General features: G+C 69.9%; 14 protein-coding genes. 8 read left to right on the top strand and 6 right to left on the bottom strand.

Features of this window, described 5'->3' with window-relative positions:
- Window positions 1-12 precede the first annotated feature (12 nt).
- Entirely contained in the window at window positions 13-633 is a 621-nt protein-coding gene (locus JGU66_23920) for a hypothetical protein (GenBank protein MBJ6763832.1), read from the bottom strand.
- A 238-nt stretch (window positions 634-871) separates the two neighbouring features.
- Between JGU66_23920 and JGU66_23915 the strand changes: the two genes are divergently transcribed.
- Window positions 872-2,161 (top strand): hypothetical protein, encoded by a 1,290-nt coding sequence (locus JGU66_23915; protein ID MBJ6763831.1) that lies wholly within the window; start codon window positions 872-874, stop codon window positions 2,159-2,161.
- A gap of 9 nt (window positions 2,162-2,170) precedes the next feature.
- Here the strand turns inward: JGU66_23915 and JGU66_23910 are convergent, their stop codons facing one another.
- Entirely contained in the window at window positions 2,171-2,614 is a 444-nt protein-coding gene (locus JGU66_23910; protein ID MBJ6763830.1) for a hypothetical protein, read from the bottom strand.
- A 1-nt stretch (window position 2,615) separates the two neighbouring features.
- On the bottom strand, window positions 2,616-4,472 hold the full coding sequence (locus JGU66_23905) for a hypothetical protein (GenBank protein ID MBJ6763829.1): 1,857 nt from the start codon (window positions 4,470-4,472) through the stop codon (window positions 2,616-2,618).
- A gap of 199 nt (window positions 4,473-4,671) precedes the next feature.
- Between JGU66_23905 and JGU66_23900 the strand changes: the two genes are divergently transcribed.
- The 3 genes from JGU66_23900 to JGU66_23890 all read left to right on the top strand — a co-directional run bounded on the left by JGU66_23900 (window position 4,672) and on the right by JGU66_23890 (window position 14,245).
- Window positions 4,672-11,850, top strand: coding sequence for a S8 family serine peptidase (locus JGU66_23900; GenBank protein MBJ6763828.1), 7,179 nt, complete (start codon window positions 4,672-4,674; stop codon window positions 11,848-11,850).
- A 307-nt stretch (window positions 11,851-12,157) separates the two neighbouring features.
- Entirely contained in the window at window positions 12,158-12,496 is a 339-nt protein-coding gene (locus tag JGU66_23895) for a hypothetical protein (GenBank protein ID MBJ6763827.1), read from the top strand.
- Between the two features lie 195 nt (window positions 12,497-12,691).
- Complete coding sequence (locus JGU66_23890) at window positions 12,692-14,245, top strand: RluA family pseudouridine synthase (GenBank protein MBJ6763826.1); 1,554 nt, start codon at window positions 12,692-12,694, stop codon at window positions 14,243-14,245.
- Window positions 14,246-14,254: 9 nt separating this feature from the next.
- Here JGU66_23890 and JGU66_23885 read toward each other — a convergent pair whose 3' ends face one another.
- Window positions 14,255-14,704 carry a MarR family transcriptional regulator gene (locus JGU66_23885; GenBank protein ID MBJ6763825.1) on the bottom strand — a complete coding sequence of 150 codons (450 nt, stop codon included), beginning with the start codon at window positions 14,702-14,704 and terminating at the stop codon, window positions 14,255-14,257.
- A 108-nt stretch (window positions 14,705-14,812) separates the two neighbouring features.
- On the opposite strand from JGU66_23885, the gene JGU66_23880 reads away from it, so the two are divergent.
- The 4 genes from JGU66_23880 (at window position 14,813) to JGU66_23865 (ending at window position 21,232) form a co-directional block, all read left to right on the top strand.
- A complete protein-coding gene (locus tag JGU66_23880) occupies window positions 14,813-16,174 on the top strand; it encodes a TolC family protein (GenBank protein MBJ6763824.1) in 1,362 nt (453 codons plus the stop codon).
- A gap of 53 nt (window positions 16,175-16,227) precedes the next feature.
- Window positions 16,228-17,337 (top strand): efflux RND transporter periplasmic adaptor subunit, encoded by a 1,110-nt coding sequence (locus JGU66_23875; GenBank protein MBJ6763823.1) that lies wholly within the window; start codon window positions 16,228-16,230, stop codon window positions 17,335-17,337.
- A 78-nt stretch (window positions 17,338-17,415) separates the two neighbouring features.
- Entirely contained in the window at window positions 17,416-20,565 is a 3,150-nt protein-coding gene (locus JGU66_23870; protein MBJ6763822.1) for a multidrug efflux RND transporter permease subunit, read from the top strand.
- 79 nt (window positions 20,566-20,644) lie between these two features.
- A complete protein-coding gene (locus JGU66_23865) occupies window positions 20,645-21,232 on the top strand; it encodes an NYN domain-containing protein (protein MBJ6763821.1) in 588 nt (195 codons plus the stop codon).
- A gap of 79 nt (window positions 21,233-21,311) precedes the next feature.
- Here the strand turns inward: JGU66_23865 and JGU66_23860 are convergent, their stop codons facing one another.
- Both JGU66_23860 and JGU66_23855 read right to left on the bottom strand, forming a co-directional pair.
- A complete protein-coding gene (locus tag JGU66_23860) occupies window positions 21,312-21,515 on the bottom strand; it encodes a cold-shock protein (GenBank protein ID MBJ6763820.1) in 204 nt (67 codons plus the stop codon).
- A 231-nt stretch (window positions 21,516-21,746) separates the two neighbouring features.
- On the bottom strand, window positions 21,747-22,913 hold the full coding sequence (locus JGU66_23855; GenBank protein ID MBJ6763819.1) for a pyridoxal phosphate-dependent aminotransferase: 1,167 nt from the start codon (window positions 22,911-22,913) through the stop codon (window positions 21,747-21,749).
- Between the last annotated feature and the right edge of the window lie 108 nt (window positions 22,914-23,021).

Here is a 23,021-nt window from a genome sequence, read left to right as displayed (position 1 = left end):
GCTGCGCTCGCGCTACACGGGGCCGGCCGGGAGGAAGGCCTGCTCATACGCCGAGAGCAACTCCGGGAAGGCGACGCACTTCTGGGTTTCGGGATACACGCCGGTGGAGTAGCGGATCGCCGCGTAGCTCCAGATCTCGGTGAACAGGGCCAGCCGCGCCTCGCGTGGCGCCCGGCGCACGTGGTCGTGGAACGCGAGCACCTCCCCTTCGAGCGAGAAGGTCCGCAGGTAGCGCGCGTGCGGCACGATGTCGTGCGCGACGCGGAAGATGCAGTTCTCCTCGGGCGTCCACAGCGGGTGCTCGCAGTGCTCGGTGTTGATCTCCAGCCGTCCTCGCTCCATGTCCGCGAGGATGTCCTCCGGGCCGGAGTACACCGTGCGCGTCGAGTAGGTGATGGACAGACGCGACTCCACGAACGCGTAGACCTCTCGCGCGTGCTGGAGCAGCGCTCGCCATGAGTCCGCGTAGACAGGGTCGACGGCTCTCGCGTCGGCCTTGTAGGCCTGGGTCACGCGCGTCGCGAACGCGAACAACGGCTGCGTCTGGAAGCGCTCGGGGACCGGGTCGGGATAGGCCACTTCGGGAAAGTTCGCATCCAGCCCCGCCCACAGCTCGCGCATCGCTGAAGTCATCACACCTCTCCGATCTTCCACGATATCACTTCGAGCGAAGTCGCCATGTGGGAGATGCTCCGCCCCGCCCTCGAAGCCCTCGTCCATTCCAGGGGCGACTTCCGCGCTGCGGTCCCCTTCGCATCCCTCGGCGCTGGCCTCGCAGGGAGGCTCCCTCCGCGTCTGACGCGTGACGCTCCCGGGTCGCTTCCGCGTCCGCACTGGACCTCGCACTCGGGTTGAGGCTTGCTGTCTGGGCATGAGTTCCCATCCCATCGATCCGGTCGAGCGTGAGCGCCGCCTCGCGCGCCTCGCCGCGGCGCTGAATTCCGAGCAGCCCTCCCCTCCCCCGGTCCAGCGGGAGTCCGGACCGAACGTGCCCGTCATCGCGGCCTGCGTGACGTTGGCGGCGGGACTCATCGCCGTGGCCTTCTCCACTGGCGACTGGGCCTGGGTGATTCCCGCGCTCATCCTCGGGGTGTTCGCGGGCATCGCGGCGCTGGGGCGCTCGAGCAACCTCGTCACGAGCAACCTGCCCGCCGGACTCGTGCCGGCGGATCCCACGCAGGCGCGCATCGGCATGGGCGCGGAGATCGCCGAGGACGCGGTGGTCGAGCCCGGCGCCACCGTGGAGATGGGCGCCACCATCGGTCCTGGCGCCATCATCCGCAGCGGGGCGGTGGTGCGCATGGGCTCCACCGTCTTGGACGGAGCCATCGTGGAGGAGGGAGCCATCGTCTCGTGGGGCTCGACCGTCTACGAGGACGCGGTGGTCGGACGCGGGAGCGTGGTGGGCGCGGGCTCCACGGTGACCGAAGGCGCGCACGTCCCCGCGGGGCAACACCTCATGCCCGGCTCGACCTGGGCCACTCGGGCGAGCCTCCCTGCGACCTCTTCCGCGCCGTCAACGTCGCCTCGCGCCACGGAGCCCACGCGGAGCGCCGAGGTGGATCCCCGTCAGGTCCGACTGGATGGCATCTGCGACCGGCTGGAGTTGGAGCTGCGCCAGTCATCCCCCGAGCTGCGGAAGGCGATGGGCGTGTCCGAATCGACGGTGACGGCCCTCCGGCAGATGTGCCTCCGCGTGCTCACGCGCGAGAAGCTGCTGCGCGCCGAGGCAGCCCCCCAGACGATGTCCCTCCTTGAACAAGAGAAGGCCGAGTTGGAGCGCAAGCGCGACGCCGCATCCGACCCCGCCGTGCAGCGCTCGCTCGGCAGCGCGGTGCAGGCCATCTCCGAGCAACAGCGGCACCGCGCGCTCCTCCAGAAGAGCGCTGACCGACTGGACGCCGAGCTGACGCGCCTGCAGTGGACGCTGGACGGCATGTCGACCCAGCTGGTCCGACTGCGGAGCGCGGGGCTCGAAGCCACCTCACCCGACGCGAACACACTGGACGGACTCCAGCAGCTCTACGGCGAGATCGACGCCATTGCGGAGGGACTCGAAGAGGTCGCGAAGGTGGATCAACACGTCCACGGCTTCGAGCCCATCGCCGACATCGGGTCCGCGTCTTCGCCCGTGCCCGTGGGGCGCACCCGCACCCGATAGCGTCGTGCGCTAACCGCGGCTCCGCCAGGAGCCCAGCATCTGGAGCGCCACCGCGACGAGCACCGCCACGGCCCCCACCGGCGCGAACACGATGCCGAGTGATGGATCGCCTTCCGGATGCGCGATGCCGCCCAGCAGGAAGCCGAGCGGTAGCGCCAGACTGCCTGCACGCAAGAGCCCGGAGGCCCACCTCCGGCTCGCTTCGCTCAACGCGGGCGCGTCCGCCCAGCCCACGTAGACGAGGTGGAGCACCCCCAGCGCCGCGCCATGAAAGTGGGCCAGCGACCAGAGTCGATGCGCCCAGGCATCGCCCACCAGCGGGGCCCATCGGAAGCCTTCCATCGCCTCCAGCACCACGCCGAAGGTGAGCGAGACGAACAGGAGGGTCCACCCCCAGCGAGCATGGGCGCGCGAGCGTCCCTCCGTGCGCGATTGCGTCTGCGTGTCCGTCACGTCACTCGCCTATCTGGATCGCGGGCTGTGCCGCGCGCCGCCGAAGCAGTTGTTCGATGATGAGGGGTTGAGGCCTCAGCGCGTCGTCCAGAGGGACGGCCGCGTCCGGGCGAGGAATGCCCCGCGTGTCCAACTTCTCCCACCACGCTCGCCACTGGGCAATCACGGCGGCGCGCTCGGCAACGGGCGCCTGGAAGTCAAAGCGCGGCAGTCGTGCGGACGCGCCCGCCAGCGCCGGGCGCACCCCACCCGCCTGGGTCACGAGCCGCTCCAGGGATTGCCAGGCCACTCGCCGGACCGCGGGATAGTCGTCCTCCAGCGCCTGCGTGAGGAAGGGCACGGCCCAGAGCCGCGCCAGAGGCTGAGCGGTGGCGCTGCGTGCATCGCCCAGCGCCGAAGCCGCGACCACGCGCTGCACCACATCCCCCGCGAGCAGCGCGCGGAGGCTCTCAGCGACTTCGAAGCTCGAATCCTCCGGGAGGTCCTCCCGTGGTGACAGGCCCCGCTGCGCTTGAAGCGTGGTGGCCGCCCACTTCGCGCTCCGGTCGGTGTGACACAAGGTGCAGGCCTCCGGCATCTCGTGACGCCACGCGCGCGAGGGGTCCGGCGTCTGGATGCGATGCGAGGGATGCACCGTCATCACGCCATAGACCAGCTTCGGCATGTGGCAGGCGTAGCAGTCCGTGCCCGGTGAGCCCTCGCGGTGACGGCTGTGCTCGGCGGCGCGCGCGACGATGTCCGCGTGACAGCTCCGGCACGCCTCGGGCCCACGCATCTCGGGTTCGAGCATCCCGCGGGGATCTCCCGCGTGCATCGCATGGCAGTGCGTGCACGTCAGCCCGCCGCGCTGGAAGTCCTTCGAGAGCAACAGGCCCTGGTACTCATACGCCGTGAGCCGAGGCGTGCCGTCCCGCCAGAAGCGCAGCGACACGTCCACGCCACTCAGGTGACTGTCACGCTGAAGCGGTGCGGTGTAGCGCGCGAGGTCCTCGCCCGCCGTGTATGGGTCCCCATTCGACAGGAACTCGCGAATGCGCTCCAACGGCTCCGGCGTGCGTTGGCCGTGACAGTGCCCGCAGACCTGCACGCGAGGCAGCGCGTCCAGGCGGTCTGGATTCAGGATGGAAAGGTCCGCGGCACCCGAGTAGTGCAGGTAGTAGCGCCGCACCGGCGAGGTGTTGCGCGCCACGTGCTCGGCCCCCGGGCCATGGCAGGCCTCACACGCGATGCCCAGCTCCGCCACATGGCTGTCGAAGCGGGCGCGCGCCCAGTCGTAGCCAGGCTGGGCCTTCACGTTGTGGCAGAAGATGCAGTTGCCGTCCCACAGCGAGCGGTGCGCGTTGAAGTCCAACCCGTCGGGGTCCAGGAACCCCGCGCTCAAGTGGAACCAGCGCCGCGCCTCGATGTCCCACGCGACGGGCAAGCGGATGTAGCGATCGCCTTCGCGCACCAGGAACTGCTGCACGCGCCGAGAGCCCACCGTGCGCGCCACCACCTGCTGGCGCATGCGCCCCTCGCCATCCCGCGTCTCGACGAGGAAGCGCCCACCCTCGCGAAGGAAGCGCGAGGTGACGCCCTCCACGCTCAAGCTCACGCCGCTGAAGTCACCCAGCACCGAGTCGGCCGTCGCCTCCTGCGTCATCGTCCGATGGAACGTGCGGCGCCAGCTCTCCTCGTGCACGGGATGGCACGCGCGACACGCGTCGGAGCCCACATACGCCACGGGCGCCAACGCCACGGGAGTCCGCGCATCGCGCGCGGCGGAGCGCACACTCCACGCGAGCAGCACCGCCCCCAGAACGAGCGCGAGACTCCACCCCAGGGCGCCCCTGCGATGTCCCTCACGACTTCGCGTCATGAGGTCAGCTCGGCCCCAGGCTTCACGCGACTATTCCTGAGCTTTCCCGAGATGCATTCACGGTTCTTACCTCTGGCTTGATCAATTGTGATTCCGTCCCATGCATGGTACCAAATCCGCTCCGGCGGGATTGATCCGCTGGAGCAACACGGGCCGGCGAATTGGATGACAGGTCGCGGCCCGACATGCGGGGCCTCACTTGAAGAAGCAATCTGCAACGCGACGGTCCGGGAGCTCCCGGACCGCGATCGCCGCGAAGCTCTTGGGCGCGGTCTGGCTGGCGACGACCCTGGGTTGTCACGGCGCGGGCCAGGATGGCCAACCCACTCCCTTGGATGAGACGTCGAGCAGCGGAGCGACCCACAAGGTCCAGCTCAGCGCAGCGTCGGCCGCCAAGCTGGAGAAGCAGGGCGCGAAGGTCGTGGGCGACTACGGCGCCTTCAAGGTGCTCGAGGTCAACGAGTCCGTGGCGAGCACCCTGCCCCAGGACGCGGAGATCCGCGATGACTACAACGAGATCCTGCTGAACACGGGGACGCTCGACACGTCCTCGGCGCATGGCAAGTCGCTGCGCGCGCTGACGGCGCCCGTGGGCAAGGGCTTCCACATCGTGCAGTTCGCGGGCCCCGTCCGGCCCGAGTGGTACCAGGCCCTGGTGGCCACGGGCGTTCGGGTCGTGACGTACATCCCGAACAACGCATACATCGTCTACGGCGACGCGCCCACGCTCTCGGGCCTCCAGAAGCACGTGTCGCGCGTCGGCTCGGGCATCCAGTGGAACGGCGACTACCTCGCCGACTACAAGCTGCACCCGTCCATCCAGTCTTCGGATGCCAAGGTCTACAGCATCCAGCTCGTCAAGGATGCGTCCGAGAACGCGCTCACGCTGAACCTCCTCCGGCAGCTCCAGTACCGCGAGCCGGTGGTGCAGGAGAGCCAGGACTACGTGAACGTGGTGGCCTACGTGAACCGCGAGGCGGTCTACGAGCTGGTCTCCCGTCCGGACGTGTTCTCCGTCAACCCGCGGGCGGCCCGTCGGAAGTTCGACGAGCGGCAGAACATGATCGTCTCCGGTCACCTCAACGGGACGAACCCCACGGGGCCGGGGTACCTGGCGTGGCTCGCGTCCAAGGGCTTCACGCAGGAGCAGTTCACCGCCTCGGGCTTTGGCGTGGACGTCAGCGACAGCGGCCTGGACAACGGCACGACGACGCCCAACCACTTTGGCCTGTACCTGGGCGGAGACATCACCAGCACGAGCCGCGTGGTGTACAGCCGCCTCGAGGGCACGCCGAACTCGGGAAGCACGATCCAGGGCTGCGACGGTCACGGCACCCTGAACACGCACATCATCGCGGGCTACTCGAACCGCACCGGCGCGCCGTTCGCGGACGCGGCGGGCTACGACTACGGCCTGGGCGTTGCCCCGTTCGTGAAGGTGGGCGCGTCCGTGGTGTTCGATCCGGACTGGACCGACGCGGACTACGAGGACCTCCAGTCGCGCGCGTACCGGGATGGCATGCGCATCAGCAGCAACAGCTGGGGCGCGGACGAGAACATCTACGACGCCGACGCGCAGCGGTACGACACCCTCGTGCGTGACGCGCAGCCCACGGGCGCGGCCGTCGCGGCGCCGGGCAACCAGGAAATGGTCATCGTGTTCGCGGCCGGCAACGCGGGCCCCGACACGAAGACCATGGGCACCCCCGGCACGGCGAAGAACGTCATCACGGTGGGCGCCTCGGAGAACGTGCAGTCCTTCGGTGGCGAGGACGGATGCAAGACGCCCGACAGCGAGGCGGACAGCGCGCTCGACATGGTCGGGTTCTCCAGCCGCGGCCCCACGACGGACGGCCGCAAGAAGCCGGACATCGTCGCGCCGGGCACGCACGTGTCGGGCGGCGTGGCGCAGAGCGCGGAGCAGCGCGCGAACCCGCCGGCCTTCCCCAACGGAAAGGCGCTCTCCTGCTTCATCGCGATTGGGGATGGCGTCTGCGGCGGTCCCAGCAACTCCCAATTCTTCCCCACGACACAGCAGTGGTACTCGGCTTCGTCCGGCACCAGCCACTCCACGCCGGCGGTCGCCGGTGGCGCGGCGCTCGTGCGCCAGTACTTCATCAACCAGGGCATCGCTCCGCCCAGCGCGGCGATGACCAAGGCGTACCTGATGAACTCCGCCCGCTACCTGACAGGCACGGACGCCAACGACGACCTGTACTCCAACAACCAGGGCATGGGCATGATGGACCTGGGCATGGCGTTCGACGGCGTCGCCCGCAAGCTCGCGGACCAGACGCCCGAGGACCTCTTCACCGCCACGGGCCAGACGCGCGTCTTCACGGGCGCGGTGAAGGACTCCAGCAAGCCGTTCCGCGTGACGCTGGCCTGGACGGACGCGCCGGGCTCCACGACGGGCAGCGCCTGGAAGAACAACCTGAACCTGACGGTGGACGTCGCGGGGAAGAGCTACAAGGGCAACGTCTTCGCGAAGGGCGACTCCGTCACGGGCGGCACGGCGGATGACAAGAACAACGTGGAGAGCGTCTTCCTGCCCGCGGGCGTGTCGGGAGCCTTCACCGTCACGGTGACGGCGGCGAACATCAACTCCAACGGCGTGCCGAACAACACCCCGGCGTTGGATCAGGACTTCGCGCTCATCGTCTACAACAGCTGCAACGACACGTCCGCACAGCCCACCAGCATGACGGCCTCGGTGGGTGGCGACAACGTCATCAACCTGGCCTGGGCGGCGAACGACGCCACGGCCTACAACGTTTACCGCGCCACCACTGCGGGCGGCCCGTACACGCGCATCGCCACCACCACCAGCGCGGCGTACTCGGACACCAGCGTGTCCGGCGGTACGCAGTATTTCTACGTGGTCCGCGGCGTCGTCTGCGCCGAGTCCGCCGCCTCGGACGAGGTCTCCGCCACCGCGACGGGCCTGTGCACCTTGCAGCCCGATTTCGATGGTCTCACCTCGGCCACGAGCGCTGGCGCCAGTGTCTGCGCCGACACGCTGTCGTGGTCCGCGGGCACTCCGCACTGCGACGGCACGCTGAGCTACTCCGTCTACCGCTCCACCACCGCGGGCTTCGCGCCGTCCGAGGACACGCGGATCGCCACGGGCCTCACCGCCACCACCTTCGCGGATGACGCGCAGCTGACGTCCGGCACCCGGTACTACTACGTGGTGCGCGCGACGGAGACCGCCGGTGCGGCAGTCGAGGAGAAGAACACCGTGGAGAAGTCCGCCACGCCGTACGGCGCCTCGCTTCCGGGCCTGCGCTACGGCGACGACTTCGACAGCAACCGTCCGGCCAACGCGGCCGCGTACTGGATTGCCACGGCGCAGACGGGCAACGCGAACACGCTCAACATCGTCACGAACTGCCACTACCAGTCCGCGACGAAGTCGTATCGCTTCGGCGCGGCCACGGCGAACTGTGGCGGCACCTACCCCATCAACACGGCGACCACGTTGGCGCTGGGCGGCAACGGCACCACGGCGGGCATCAACGGCTTCGCCATCCCGGCGGGCACCACCGCCGCGACGCTGTCGTTCAACGTCTGGTACAAGTTCGAGAACCTGTGGGACGGCGCCTACCTTACGTACAGCACCACGGGCGCGAGCGGTCCCTGGACCAACGTCCCCGACACGGTGACGGCGAACGCGCCGTACATCACCGCCGGTGGCTATGACGGCGCGCTGACCAGCACCCCCACCACTCGCGTCTGGACGAACAACAACGCGGGCGCGAACGGCGCGCTGAAGGCGGTCTCCGTCAACCTCAACGCGCTGGCGGGCCAGACGGTGTGGTTCGGCTTCCGCTTCTACAGCGGCAGCAAGACGGTGGCCGAGGGCCTCTACCTCGACAACGTCAACCTCGTCGCGGACAGTGTGGCGAGCTGCACGACCAAGCCGCAGAACGCGGGCCCGGCCGTGGGCTACACGCTGAGCGGTCTGTCCGGCACCACGCCGGTGGGCTCGCCCGCGACCTTCACCGTGAAGGCGGTTGACGCGCTGGGCCTGGTGGCGACGGGCTACACGGGCACGGCGGCCATCACCTCCACGGACACGAACGCGGAGCTGCCGGCCAACCTCACCTTCACGCAGGGCGTGGCGACCAACGTCGCCATCACGTTCCACACCCTGGGCGCGCAGAGCGTCACCGCGACGGACACGGTGAACGCGACGTTCACGGCGACGGCAAACACCACCGTCACCCCGGGGGCGACCAAGTCGCTCACGTTCACGTCCACGGTGGGCGATGCCGTCGCGGGCACCGCCTTCTCGCCGGTCGTGAAGGTCGGCCTCAAGGACGCGTTCGGCAACGATGCGACGTCGAGCACGAACAGCGTCACGCTCACCCTGGGCGGCGCCTCGGGTGGCACGCTCTCTGGCACCACCACCGTGGCGGCCGTCAACGGCGTGGCGACCTTCAGCAACCTGTCGATCAACAAGGTGGGCACGGGCTACACGCTCGTGGCCTCCAGCACGGGACTCACTGACGCCACCAGCTCGGCGTTCAACGTCACCGAGGGCCCGGCCGCCAAGCTCGTCATCCGCGCGCAGCCCTCCGACGGCACCGCGAGCACGACCCTGTCTCCGGCGTTCCAGGTGGCTGTCGTGGACGCGTTCGACAACGCCACGCACGGCACGCAGCAGGTGACCGTCACGCTCACGGGCGGCACGCTCTCCGGCACCACCACCGTGACGGCCGTGGATGGCGTCGCGACCTTCAGTGACCTGTCCATCGCCCAGGCGGGCACGGGCTACACGCTCGTGGCCTCCAGCACGGGACTCGCTGACGCCACCAGCGCGGCGTTCAACGTCGCCGCGGGCCCGGCCACCCAGCTCGTCATCCGCACGCAGCCGTCCAACGGAACCGCGAGCACGGCCCTGTCGCCGGCGTTCCAGGTCGCCCTCGTGGACGCGCTCGGAAACACCACGCACGGCACGGATCAGGTTTCCGTCACCCTCACGGGCGGCACCCTCTCCGGCACCACCTCCGTGGCGGCCGTGGACGGCGTGGCGACCTTCAGCGACTTGTCCATCGCCCAGGTGGGCACGGGCTACACGCTCGTGGCCTCCAGCAACGGACTGCCGAGTGTGACCAGCGAGTCCTTCGCCATCGCCGAGGGCCCGGCCGCCAAGCTCGTCATCCGCACGCAGCCCTCCAATGGGACGGCGGGCTCGCCCCTGTCGCCGACGTTCCAGGTTGCCCTCGTGGACGCGTTCGACAACGCCACGCACGGCACGCAGCAGGTGACCGTCACGCTCACGGGCGGCACCCTCTCCGGCACCACCTCCGTGGCGGCCGTGGACGGCGTGGCGACCTTCAGCGACCTGTCCATCGCCAAGGCGGGCACGGGCTACACGCTCGTGGCCTCCAGCAACGGCCTCCCGAACGCGACCAGCGAGTCCTTCGCCATCGCCGCGGCTCCGGCCGCCAAGCTGGCCATCCGCGCGCAGCCCTCCAACGGCACCGCGGGCACGACCCTGTCTCCGGCGCTCCAGGTCGCTGTCGTGGATGCCTTCGACAACGCCATCGTTGACGCCTCCTCCATCACGGTCGCACTGAAGGGTGGCGCTGTCGGCGCGACGCTGTCCGGCACCACCACCGTGGCGACGACGGCGGGCGTGGCGACCTTCGGTAACCTGTCCATCGCCAAGGCGGGCACGGGCTACACGCTCGTCGCCAGCACCGGCTCCGTGCCGGGCGCCACCAGCAGCGCTTTCGACATCGCTCCGGGCGCGCCGCACCACGTGGCGATCGTGCAGCAGCCTTCCACCGTGGCCGCGGGCAGCGCCATCGCCCCGGCGGTCTCGGTGCAGGTGCTGGACGCCGCGGGGAACCTGGTCACCCAGGGTGGCACCACCGTCACCGTCGTGCTCGGCAACAACCCGAGCAGCGGCACGCTGTCCGGCGCCACCTCCGTGGCGGCCGTCAACGGCGTGGCGACCTTCAGCACCCTGTCCATCAACAAGGTGGGCACGGGCTACACGCTGGCGGTCGGTGGCAATGGCCTGACGGGCGCGACGACGGCCGCATTCGACGTGCAGCCGGGCGTCGCGGCTCAGCTCGTGTTCGAGCAGGGCCCGGCGGCGGTGCTCGCCACGGGTGAGGCGTTCTCCGCTCGCGTGGCGGTGCTCGATGCGCAGGGCAACAAGACGCACGGCACGACGCGGGTCACCCTGTCGCTCGTCAATGCGGCGGGCGCGACCCTGAGCGGCACCACCGCGGCGAACGCCGTGGACGGCGTGGTCACCTTCACGGGCCTGTCCGTCGCCAAGGCGGGCACGGGCTACGCGCTGAAGGCGGAGGCCACGGGCACGGCCGCCGCGACCTCGTCCACCTTCCGCGTCAACGCGCCTGCGGCGACGCAGCTCGCCTTCCGCGCGGCTCCGGGCAACATCCAGGCGGGCGCGACGCTGTCGACCCTTGAGGTCGAGGTGCGCGATGCCTCCGGTCAGCGCGTCACCGAGGGAACGGTCCACGTCACGCTGGCGCTGGGCGCGAATGCCGCCCAGGGCTCGCTGCTGGGTACGCTCGAGGCCGACTCCGTCAACGGCGTGGCCACGTTCAAGACGGTGTCGCTGCGCAAGGCCGGCACGGGCTACACGCTGGTGGCGAGCGGCACGGGTGTCTCCAGCGCGACGAGCGCGGCGTTCACGGTGGCTCCGGCCGCCCCCGCCCGCTACACCGTCACGCTGGCGGCGACCACCGCGGCCGGTCAGGAGACCTCGTTCTCCGCCGCCGCCTTCGACGCGTACGACAACGCCTGCACGCAGTACACGGGCGCGGCTCGCGTGACGTCCACGGACGCGGCGGCGGTGCTGCCCTCAACCGTGACGTTCGCGGCGGGCGTGGTGACGGACGCGAAGGTGACGTTCAAGACGGGCGGCGCGCAGACGCTGACCCTCACGGACGTGGCGCAGACGAGCCTCACGGCCTCCGCGCAGACGACGGTGTCGCCGTACGCGGCCCCCACCGTGGCCATCACCAGCCCGACGAACAACGCCAAGGTGTCCGGCAGCGTCAGTGTCATCGCCAAGGCGACGACGGCGCCGGGGACCACCATCGCCAAGGTCACCCTGTTCGTGGACGGCACGGAGATCGCCTCGGGCAAGACGGCCACGGTGTCCGGCTCGTGGGACAGCCGGGGCGCCAAGTCGGGCACGACGCACACCCTCACCGCCGTCGTCGTCGACAGCGCGGGTAACACCGTGACGTCCGCCCCCGTCACGGTCGTCATCGAGGCGGAGAGCGGCGGCTGCAGCGCGGCCTCCGGTGGCGAGGCGGGTCTGTACGCCGGCCTCCTGGCGCTGGCGCAGGTCGTCGCCCTGCGTCGCCGTCGCAACCGGGCGGCCTGATGTCGGCCCCTCCTCCGAGGCGCTGAGTCTGGCGCCTCGGAGCTGCTCGGGCGGGAAAGTGCGTCCCGCCCGAGTGTCACCCCATCGATAAGTGGTCACGAACGCGCCGGCGGGAGCTGCCTCCCTCCGGCGCGTTTCCATTGGATGGGGGACTCGTCGAATCCCCGCGGCTCCTCTTCAGCCACGGCGTTGCAGCGCGTGAGGGCGACCGTTGAATCTCCGCCCAGCAGGCTCCGTCCTCTCGCCATCTCGGAGGTTCGCCTTGTCACGACCGTGGAGCAGGTGGTGGGCACAGAGCGCGGCGCTGATGTTCCTCGTGGGGACAGCCCATGCGACCGAGCCCGCTGAGTTGAAGTCTCGAGCCGACCAGCTCGCACAGGAGGCGCGAGCCCTGGCGAACCCGAGCGGCTGTGAAGAAGTCACGCAGTGCGAAGTGGCGGGCTTCGGCCACAAGGCGTGTGGCGGCCCTCGCGAGTTCATCGCCTACTGCACTCGCACCACGAACGTTCCGGCCCTCCAAGCGAAGCTCGATGCCCTCATGCAGGCGGAGCGCGACTGGCAGCAGGCCGTGGGACTGCACTCCAACTGCGGACTCACCCGTCACCCCCGGCCTCGGCTGGTGGACGGCCGGTGCGTCGCTCGGTGAGCAGGGTCGCTCGGACCCATCCACCCAACCACGTGCGTGCTCCCCGTCGGCGCCGGCCCGTGTTAGCCAAGCGCCGTGGACACGCGCATCACCCTCCTCGATGCCCCGGCGACGGACTCGCGCGACCCCGGGGACTTCCCCAGTCCCTTCGATGAGCTGGGCCCCGCTCCACTGGCCCGCCTGGCGGCGGAGCGCATGCAAGCCGAGTTGCGCGCGGGCCAGCTCGCGCCGGGACTCGCGACGACCGTGCTCGAAGGCCCCGAGGACGGAAAGATGTTCGGCGTGCTCGTCGTGGCGCTCCCCGATGGGCGCCTCGGGTTCACCCGCGCGTTCTCCGGGATGCTGGGCGGGAAGTGGGAGCACGAGGGCTTCGTCCCGCCCCTCTTCGATGCGAAGGCCCGCGCCCGCGTCGAGATTCCCGGCGAGGCCGAAGTCAAAGCACTCTTCGCACGCGCCGAGGCTCATCGCACCTCACCGGAGCATCAGGCACTCGGTGCGGAGTTGCTTGGACTCGACGCCCGCCATGCCACTGAGCGCGCGACGCTGCGCGAGCAGCACGAAGCCAGGCGCCGTGAGCGACACGCGCGTCGGGCCGAGCTGACCGTGAGCCTGCCAGTGCCCGCACGGGCCGAGGCACTTCACGCGCTCGACCAGGAGAGCCGCGGAGACAAAGCCGAGCGCCGTCGCATGGAAGCACGGCACGACGAGGAGCGCGCGAGCATCCTCCCCCGCGCGCGACGCTCGGAGCGCCGGCTGCGCGCATTGGAGCGACTGCGGCACATCGTCTGTCGCGAGCTCATGCGCCGCATCCATGACAGCTATCGCGTCCCCAATGCGCGCGGGCAGGTGCGTGCCTTGCGTGAGCTGTACCTGCCGGGTGAGCCACCCTCGGGCGCGGCGGACTGCGCGGCACCGAAGCTGCTCGCGCATGCGTTCGCGCAGGGACTTCGCCCCGTGGCGCTCGCCGAGTTCTGGTGGGGCGCGCCGCCCAGCGCGGGAGGCCGCGCGAGTGGCGCGTACTACGCCGCGTGCCGAGACAAGTGCGGTCCCCTGCTGCCCTTCATGTTGGAGGGCCTGTCGGTCGCGAGACCGCGCACGTTCATTCCCCCCGCACATCCTCCGGCACCGCTGGACATCGTCTACGAGGACGCGGCCGTGGTCGTCCTCGACAAGCCCGCCGGGCTGCTCTCCGTCCCCGGCCGGGACAGCGCCCTCACGGACTCCGTGCTGACCCGACTGAGGGAGCGCCATCCGAGCGCGGCAGGGCCGCTGCTCGTGCATCGGCTCGACCTCGACACCTCGGGCCTGCTCGTCGCGGGGCTGCATGCCCAAGCCCATGCGGAGCTGCAGCGTCAGTTCACCTTGCGCGAGGTCACCAAGCGCTACATCGCCTGGGTCGCCGGGAGCGTCCAAGGAGAGCGCGGCGTCATCGACTTCCCGATGCGCGTCGACCTCGATGACAGGCCTCGGCAGATCCACGACCCCGTCCACGGCAAGCCCGCGCTGACCCGCTGGCAGGTGCTGGAACGACAGCCGTCGCGCACACGCGTGGCCTTCTTCCCGCTCACCGGACGAACACACCAGCTCCGCGTCCATGCAGCCCATCCGCTCGGGCTCGGCGCGCCCATCGTGGGAGACCGCCTCTACGGACACGCGGACGCGCGCCTCTTCCTGCATGCCGAAGCGCTGTCGTTCTGCCATCCAGTGACAGGGCAGCGCCTCGACTTCGAGCGACCCGCGCCCTTTTGAAGCGACCGCTCAGGCCGCTCCATCGGCGGCCGGCGATCCGCTCGACGACCGCTGGGCCAGCCCCGTGTGCAGCTTCTGCATCAGGTGCGTGAGCTGCCGGAACTCCGCGTCGGTGAGGCACTGGCGGGCCTCGGCGTCCAGCCACAGGAGCCCCGCGCGCAGCACCTTCAGCTCTCGGCGCCCCGCGTCCGTCACTTCCAGGTGGACATTCCGCCGGTTGGTCCCTGCCCGGCGCTCGATCAGCCCATCCTCCGCCAGTCGATCGACCAGGCGGCTCACCGCTGGTGCGTCCACCATGAGCCGCTCCGCGATGAGCGACTGGTGCCGCAGCCCTTCAGTCTCGACGACCTTCAGGACGAGGAGCTGCATGAACGGACGGCTGGTGTCCTCTCCCACACGTTGCCGCACCAGACGACCAATGACGCGCTTCAACGCGCCCACTTGCTCCGCGAGGGTCATTGCGCGAAAAGATGATTGCGAACCACAACAGTTGTCAATTACATCCCCGCCGCTGTCCGCAGCCTGGGGGGACCACCGAACACGCTGCACCCACCTCTCCCGCCAGGTATGCACTCCGCCTCCCTACTGATTCTGGTGCTCGCCGCCGCCTCGCCCCAAGCCGAGCCGGCCTCGCCACCGGTGCCCTTCCAGCCGACCGTGGAGGACCCCATGCTCGCGCCCGTCGCTCCGGCGGCGCAGCAGGTCGGCACCTGGGATGAGGCGCTGACCCTGGTTCGAGAGAACTCGACCAACCTCCACACCGCCGAGGCCGGCGTCGAGCGCGCCGATGGTCGCTGGCGACAGGCCCTGTCCGCGCTGCTGCCCAATGCACGGCTGACCGCGAGCGTCAGCTACGATGTCCTCAACCCCGATACCCCAAGCGCAAGTCCGACCGCGGCGGGAACGGGACGCACCCTCACCTCGCCGCTGGGTACCGCCACCGCGTCGCTTACGCAGTCCGTGGTGGACGTGAGCGCCTGGCGAGGCCTGTCGTCGACCTCGTCCGGGCAGAAGAGCGCGGTCGCCAGCCTCCAGGACACGCGCAGGCGCCTCACCTTGGGGCTCGCGCAGACGCTGGTGGCCACGGTGGCCGCCGAGCGCGCCGCGGAGATCAACCGCGTGGGCCTGCGGCAAGCGCTGGAGCGCTCCGCCCTCACGCAGCGCTCCTTCGAGCTGGGCGCGAGCAATCAGCTCGACGTGGTGCGGGTGAACCAGGACGTGGCCGTGGCACGTGGCGCGCTCGTCTCCGGGGACGAGCAGCTCCGTCGTGCCCGCGAGGCGCTGGGCGTATCGCTCGGCTTCGACCACGCCATCGGCGTGAGCCCCGCGTTCCAGTTGCAGGGATTGGTCGACAACGCGCGGGCTGTCTGCGCGCCGCTCGACACGGTGAACGCCCGCGCGGACCTGGTGGCCGCTCGCGCGCAGGTGGACGCGGCCCACGACAGCAAGCGGCAGGCGTCCGCGGGCTACCTGCCCACGCTCGGGGTGACGAGCAACACTGTCGGATACACGACGGATCCAGGCTTCGGCCGGGTGGCCACCTGGAACATCGCGGCGGTGCTCACCGTACCCATCTGGGAAGGTGGACTGCGCGAGGGCCTGGTGCGCGAGCGCGCGGGCGTGGAGCGGCAAGCCGCCGAGGCGCTGGAGAGCGCGCGGCGCGAGGTGGAGATTGAAGTGGCGCGGGCTCGCCGAGGCGTGGAGGTGGCCGAGGCGCTGGTGAAGACGGCGACGGAGTCCCGCGACCTGGCGGACCGGACGGACCGGCTGACGCGCCGCGCGTTCGAGGTGGGCCGGGGCGGCAGCCTGGACCTGGTCCAGAGCGGCGCGGCCCTGCGCCAGGCGGATCTGACTTTGGTGTTGCGTGAGTTCGAGCTTGTCCAGGCGCGCCTGGACGCTTTCCTGACGGAGGCCCGGTGCGACTGGTGAGAAGGGTGCGCCCCCTGACGGCGTTGGTGAAGACGGTGTGGTGTGCGTCCCTGATGACGGGGGCGGTGGCATGCACGGGCAAGGCGGCGCCTCCTGCCGCGCCGCCCCCTCGCGAGGTGGAGGTGCTCACGCTGGCGCCCTCGCCCGTGCGGGACACGAGCGAATATCTGGGCTCGCTCCTGTCGCGGCAGAGCGTGACGGTGCTGCCGCAGGTAGCCGGCTACGTGCGCCGCATCCACGTGAAGCCCGGGCAGAAGGTGGAGCAGGGAGCGCCGCTGCTGGAGGTCGACTCGCGCGAGGAGACCGCCGCGCTCGACAGCGCCCAGGCCCAGCACAGCTCGTCCGAGGTGAACCTGGCGCTGGCGCGGCGCACGCAGACGCGCACCGAGGCGCTCTACAAGGAAGGTCTCGCGAGCGGCCAGGAGCTGGAGGCCGTACAGGCCCAGGTGCAGGCGGCCGAGGCCGCGTCGCGCTCGGCCGCGGCGCAGGTGGCGCAGAAGCAGGTGCAGCTGCAGTACCACGTCGTGCGCGCGCCCTTCGCGGGCACCGTGGGCGACGTCGTCGTTCGCCTGGGTGACTTCGTGGGCGCCACCACGCCCGTCACCAGCGTGGCCCAGGCGGACGCGCTGGAGGTCAGCGTGTCCGTGCCCGCCTCGCGTGCCCGCTCGCTCAAGCCGGACACGTTGCTCGAGGTGCTCGACGGCCAGGGCAAGGTGATGCTCAGCAGCACCGTGTTCTTCGTGGCGCCCCAGGCGGATCCACGCACGCAGCTCGTGGAGGTGAAGGCGGCCTTCCGCAACACCGTGGGCCTGCGCCCCAGCGAGCTGGTGCGCGCGCGCATCGTCTACTCCACGCGGGATGCGCTCCAGCTCCCCGCGCTCGCGGTGGTGCGCCAGAGCGGCCAGCCCTTCGCGCTCGTGGTGCAGGACAAGGGCGGCAAGACGGTCGTCGAGCGCCGGCCCATCACCCTGGGCACCCTGGGCGACATGGCCTACGTCATCGAGGCCGGCCTCAAGTCGGGAGATCAGGTGGCGGTGTCCTCGCTCTACGCGCTGCGAGATGGCACGGCCGTGAAGGTGAAGCAGACCGCCCGCGCCGAGGCGCCTCCGGCCGCCGCTCCGACGACGGCGCCGGGTGGCGGTCCCGCCGGGGGCAGCCGCTGAGCGAAATCCGAGGCACCGGGCCGTGGGCGCCAGTGCGTCCGGCCCGGACACCGCAGAGAGAATGAGGGCGTTCAAGCCGTGTTCGTCAATTTCTTCATCCGCCGGCCCGTGTTCGCGGCCGTCTGCTCCATCCTCCTGACGCTGGTGGGGGCGATCGCCATCCCCTCGCTGCCCATCGCGCAGTATCCCGACCTGGCACCGCCCCAGGTGACGGTCACCGCCACCTACGTCGGCGCGAGCGCCGAGGTGGTGGAGAGCGCCGTCACGATTCCGTTGGAGCAGGAGCTCAACGGCGTGGAGGGCATGCGCTACATCACCTCCACGAGCAGCAACGACGGCACCAGTCAGATCACCGTCACCTTCGCGCCCACGCGCGACATCGAGGTGGCCGCCGTCGACGTGCAGAACCGCGTGAGCCGCGCCGCCGCCCGCCTGCCCTCGCAGGTGAACCAGACGGGCATCGTGGTGAACAAGGCCTCCAGCCAGATGCTGCTGACCGTGGGCCTCTCCAGCCCGGACAACCGCTACGACGCGAAGTTCCTCAGCAACTACGCAGACGTGAACCTGAAGGACGCCATCAAGCGCGTGTCCGGCGTGGGCGACGTGCGCATCTTCGGCGAGCGCAAGTTCTCCATGCGCCTGTGGCTGGACCCCACCGAGCTGGCGCGTCGCAACCTGACGCCGCAGGACGTGGTGCGCGCGCTGCAGGATCAAAACCTCCAGGTGGCCGCGGGCCAGGTGGGGCAGCCGCCGTCCGCCGATGATCAGCCCTACCAGCTCGCGGTGCGCGCGCACGGCCGTCTGGTGGAGCCCGAGGAGTTCGGCGACATCGTCATCCAGCGCGACGCCGACGGAAAGCTCGTGCGCGTGCACGACGTGGGTCGCGTGGAGATGGGCGCGGAGAACTACGGCACGCTCTTGCGCTTCAATGGCAAGACGGGCGTGGGCCTCGCCATCTTCCAGCTCCCCACCGCCAACGCGCTGGACGTGCGCGACGGCGTGTTCCGCGAGCTGGACCGCCTGGCCAAGCAGTTCCCGCCGGGCCTCGAGTACCGCGCGGGCACGGACACCACGCTCGCGGTGCGCGCCTCCATCCACGAGGTCATCCAGACGCTCGTGGAGGCCATCGCGCTCGTCATCCTGGTCATCTTCCTGTTCCTGCACGGCTGGCGCAGCGTGCTCATCACCGCGCTCACCCTGCCCGTCTCCCTGGTGGGCACGTTCGCGTTCGTCCACCTGCTCGGCTTCTCCATCAACACCCTCACCCTGTTCGGCCTGACGCTGGCCACGGGCCTCGTGGTGGATGACGCCATCGTCGTCATCGAGAACATCGAGCGCTTGATGGCGGAGAAGGGCCTGACGGCGAGGCAGGCCGCGCGCGAGGGCATGAAGGAAGTGGCCGGCGCGGTCATCGCCATCTCCATCGTGCTGGTGGCGGTGTTCGTCCCGGTGGCCCTCTTCCCCGGCACCACGGGCGCCATCTATCGCCAGTTCGCGCTCACCATCGCCGCGTCCGTGGCGCTGTCGACCTTCTGCGCGCTGACGCTGACGCCCGCGCTGAGCGCCCTGCTGCTCAAGCACCACCACGGCCCCAAGTGGGTGTTCTTCCGCTGGGTGGACCGCGCGCTCGACGCGACCAAGAACGCCTACGGCGCGGCGCTGCGCGGGCTGCTCAAGCACCCCCTCATCGTCTTGCTGGCGTTCCTCGCCTGCCTGGGCGGCACGGTGATGCTGTTCCGCTCGGCGCCCACCGGCTTCATCCCGGACGAGGACCAGGGCTACCTCATCATCTCCGTGCAGGGCCCCGAGGGCATGTCCCTGGCCCAGACGGAGAAGGTGCTGGCCGAGGCCGAGCAGGTGCTGCGCGCGCAGCCCGAGGTGGCGAACATGTTCGTCATCGGCGGCTTCTCGTTCCAGGGCACGGGCCCCAACCTCGCCACCCTCTTCACCACCCTGAAGCCGTGGGAAGAGCGCACGAAGCCCGGCCAGTCCGTGGCCGCGCTGGTGGAGCGGCTGCGCGGTCCCTTGGGCAAGATTGGCGGCGCGCGCGTCATGCCCTTCCAGCCCCCCGCCATCCGCGGCGTCGGCAGCGTGGGCGGCTTCCAGTTCATCGTCGAGGACACGGCCGGCAACCACTCGCTGGACGACCTGGCGTCCGCCACGCAGGATGTGGTGGCGGGAGGCAACTCGGACAGCAAGCTGCGCGGCGTCTTCACCGCCTTCAACGCGGACACTCCGCTGTTGGACGTGGAGGTGGACCGGCAGAAGGCCAAGGCCCTCGGCGTGCCCATGAGCGAGGTGTTCGGCACCCTGCAGCTCTACATGGGCAGCCAGTACGTCAACGACTTCAACTACGCGAGCCGCACGTACCGCGTCTACGTCCAGGCCGAGCAGCAGTTCCGCGACAGCCCAGCGGACATCGGCGCCTTCTACGTGCGCAGCGACAGCGGGCAGATGATTCCGCTGGAGTCCCTGGTGACGGTGAAGCCCACCGTCTCCGCGCAGGTCATCCGGCACTACAACCTCTTCCGCGCCGCCGAGGTGAACGGACAGGCCGCGCCCGGCGTGTCCTCTGGACAGGCGCTCGAGGCCATGGAGACGCTCGCCACCCAGCGACTGCCCCAGGGCATGAGCGCCGAGTGGACCGGCATCAGCCTGGAGCAGAAGGAGAGCGGCGGGCAGACGATGATCATCTTCGGGCTCGGCCTGCTGTTCGTCTTCCTGGTGCTCGCGGCGCAGTACGAGAGCTTCACCCTGCCCTTCGTCATCATCCTGTCCGTGCCCCTGGCCATCATGGGCGCGCTCGCGCTGCAGTTGGCGCGCGGCTACGCCAATGACGTGTTCTGCCAGGTGGGACTGGTGATGCTGGTGGGTCTGGCCAGCAAGAACGCCATCCTCATCGTGGAGTTCGCCGAGCAGCTTCGCGCCAGCGGCAAGAGCGCGCTCGACGCGGTGGTGACGGCCGCCGAGGTGCGCCTGCGCCCCATCCTCATGACGTCCATCGCCTTCCTCCTGGGCGTGGTGCCGCTCATGACGGCCAAGGGCGCCGGCGCCGCCTCGCGCAACTCCCTGGGCACGGCCGTGTTCGGCGGCATGCTGGTGTCCACCGTCGTCAACCTCATCTTCATCCCCGGCCTCTACGTGCTGATGCAGCGGCTGCGCGGTGACTCGCGCCCCGCGCAGGATGAGGACGAGGAGTCGGGCGTGGCGCACGCACCCGCGCCGTGAGGCTCCGGGATTGAGGTGCGGGGAGCCGGGCGTGGGAAATCGCCCGGCTTCCTCCCGCGGGCCCGCGTATCCTCCGGGCATGAATTCCGTCCGTCAGCCCGCAGCGACCTACGTGCTCATCGATGCCGAGAACATCGACTGGGCCGTGTCCAACATCGTGGGGCGCCGCCCCGAACCCTTGGATCGGGTGCAGTTCGATCGCCTCGTCACGTTCTGCGAGAGCTACTTCCCCACCCCGGTGCGCTGCATCGTCGTCCTCAACGCCAAGGGGGAGCAGCTCCCCGACGCGATGATTGGCTTCGTGCGCGCCCTGAAGTCCGCTGGGTGCGAGGTGGCGCTGCTGCACGGCCGCCCGGACCAGAAGGTGGTCGACATGGGCGTCCTCAAGCTCCTGGAGTCCATTCGGACTCAGCGCCCCAAGGCCTCGGTCGCGCTCGCCAGTCATGACGGCGCCGACTTCGCCGAGGCGCTCAAGCCCCTGCTGGACGAGGGCCGGCAGGTGGCGGTGCTCGGCCTGCGCGAGTACGTGAGCCAGCGCTTCCGGGAGCTCGTCCCCTCGGGCCTGAAGATCCTGGACCTGGAGCTGAACGCCAAGGTGTTCCAGCGCCCGCTGCCTCGCATGCTCCCGGTCAACGTGGACGAGTTCGACCCGACGCTCTTCCTGTAGGCGAGGGGGCGCGGCCCGCAAAAGAAAAAGGCCCAGCCCCCGAAGGGCTGAGCCTTTGTCGTTCAGGACGCGAACTGTCTCAGACCGGACGGACGTTCTGCGCCTGCAGGCCCTTGGGGCCGCGGGCCACGTCGAACTCCACCTTCTGGCCCTCCTGGAGGGAGCGGAAGCCCTGGGTCTGGATCGCGCTGTGGTGGCAGAAGAGGTCCTCGCCCCCGCCATCCTGCATGATGAAACCAAAGCCCTTCGCGTCGTTGAACCACTTCACGGTACCAGTCGCCATTACTCTTGCTCTTCTTCTTTCTTTTCCGGCTTCATGAATTGAGCCGGAGGCCACACTCGACTTGAAGCTCGTGCGGCCGTTGCCATGTGTCACGTTTCGAGGCACTTGCCTAGTGGGCCTCATCTAAAAAGCCCCGTGACCTTGGGTTGGAAGTGGAACCTCGGGGCCCGGAAGTACATTCCTGACCCTATTTTCGGCTCGGGACATCCGGAACACACCTTCGACGCACACTCACCTACCTGCTGAGCGGCGTGGCGACAGGAGCCCTGCCAGCACGTCCACCCCGCGCAGGGCCACCTCCGGGGGCACGCAGGTGAAGCACAGGCGCACGTGGTGGGGGAACGGCCCGAAGGACGGGCCCGGGGACAGCAAGAGGCCCCGCTCAGCGCAGGTATCCAGGAAGACGGGCAGTCCGCGCGCATCCAGGTGCGCGGACACGTCCAGGAAGAGGAAGGTGCTGCCCTCCGGGGGAGGCACGCCCAGCCGTCGAGCCGCCTCGTTGCCCACCTCGCGGTAGCGCGCCGAGGCATTCGCGACCCACGCATCCCCCACGCTCCCCAGCACCCGGGTGGCCACGACCTGAGCCGCGGTGGGCGTGGCGTAAAAGCTGTGCGTGCTCACCTTGCGCAGGTGCCCCATGGCCTCGGTGGGCCCCACCACATAGCCGCACCGATTGCCCGCCATGCCGTACGCCTTGCTGAACGAGTACGCGGAGAACGTGCGCTCCGGCGCGAGCGCCCGCGTGGAGACGTGCTCGCCCGCATAGACGTAGTCCTCGTAGACCTCGTCTCCGATGAGCCACCAGCCCTGGCGGCGCGCCTCCTCCACCAGCGCCTCCACCCACGCGCGCGGCAACACCTTGCCCGTGGGGTTGTTGGGCGTATTCACATACAGCGCCACGGTGCGCGGGCCTGCCTTCGCACGCACGGCCGCCACCAACTCCTCCGGTCCCTTCACGTCCAGGAACGGCACCGCCACGGGCACACCGTGGAACGAGGCGACCACGCCCGCGACCAGCGGCCAGTACGGCGCGAGCAGGAGCACCTCGTCGCCCGGCGCGAGCAGCGCCCCCATGATGGAGCCCAGGCCGCCCGTGGCCCCCGTCGTCACCAGGACGTCCTCGCGCTCGGTGGCCACGCCCGTCCGCATCCGCGTGCGCTCCACGATGGCATCAATGAGCGACGGCAGGCCCTGGATGGGGGCATACCGGTGCAGCCCGGGATGGTCCGCCGCGCGAAGGTCCTCCATGTGGCAACCCTCCGCGGGCGACAGCCACGTGTCCCCCACATGCAAGGGATACATCTCCCCCTTCCACGAGCGCGTCCGCTCCGCTTGCGAGGAATAGACCGCGCCAGGGATCACCGAGACCGAAGGAGAGAAATGGGGAGGACGGGGCATTTGCCCAGACTAGCCAACCCCACCCACGCATGACGCCTCCCGGCCCGCGCCCCGCTTGTCATTGGCCCATGCCGCGCTGCGGCGCAAGGAATTGCGGCCAACCCCTCA

This window comes from Myxococcaceae bacterium JPH2 (assembly GCA_016458225.1).
Lineage (GTDB): Bacteria > Myxococcota > Myxococcia > Myxococcales > Myxococcaceae > Citreicoccus.
The sequence above is the reverse complement of the archived record's forward strand: the minus strand, read 5'-3'. Positions and strand labels throughout refer to the sequence as shown.